The organism is Aquisphaera insulae (assembly GCF_011064615.1).
GTDB classification, from domain to species: Bacteria; Planctomycetota; Planctomycetia; order Isosphaerales; family Isosphaeraceae; genus Aquisphaera; species Aquisphaera insulae.
This window is the reverse complement of sequence record NZ_JAALJH010000243.1, coordinates 1-786: the sequence shown is the minus strand read 5'-3', so window position 1 is coordinate 786 and position 786 is coordinate 1. Positions and strand designations below refer to the sequence as shown.

Annotated in this window: 1 protein-coding gene; it reads left to right on the top strand. The window is 76.6% G+C overall.

The window, feature by feature from the left end; translation table 11 throughout:
- Positions 1-113: 113 nt before the first annotated feature.
- Positions 114-786: helix-turn-helix domain-containing protein (locus G6O54_RS36980; RefSeq protein ID WP_165236171.1), on the top strand; the 673-nt coding region annotated here is incomplete at its 3' end.

The window sequence follows — 786 nt, the reverse complement described above, 5'->3', positions numbered from 1 at the left end:
TGTCACCGGACAGGAGGTTCCGTGCGAAATCCGGACACGTAGGTTCCGTGCGGTCCGGGCCCCCGGTAGAGTCGCGAGGTCCGCCGGATCCCGCGCCCTCGGAGCCGACTCCCATGCCGCGACCCACTGACCTCTCGCTCCGGTTGGCCATCGCCCGGATGGCCCAGCTCGAGGCCTCCCCGCCGGAGATCGCCCGGCGGCTCGGCCTGCCCGTCAGCACCGTCCGCGACCTGGTCCGCCGCGCCTCCGGGGCGGGGACCGGCGGCCCCTCCCCGGCCGACCTGCGGCCCGGCTATCGCGCCGGCGAACGCCTCCGGCCGACCCCGCCGCTATTGCAGGGCGCCCTGGACCTCCGCCGCTCCCACCCCCGCTGGGGGTCCGGGCGCATCCGCGTCGAGCTGGCCCGCACCACCCCCGCGGCCGAGGTCCCCTCGGACCGGACGCTGAGGCGCTGGCTGAACGGCAACGGCCTGGCCCCGGCCCCGCCGGGCCGCCCGCGGGCCGAGTCCCGGCGCCGTTCCGCCCGCCCTCATGAGGTCTGGCAGGTCGACGCCGCCGACCAGAAGCGGCTGGCCACCGGGGCGATGATCTCCTGGCTGCGGGTGGCCGACGAGTGCTCAGGGGCCGCCCTGCACAGCCGCGTTTTCCCCCCAGGGCTATTTCACCCAGGTGCCCCCCGGGCTGGTGCAGGCCGAGCTCCGCGCCTGCTTCGGCCGCTGGGGCCTGCCGGGGTCGATCCAGTTCGACAACGGCAACCCCTGGGGCTCCTGCGGCGACCTGCCGACG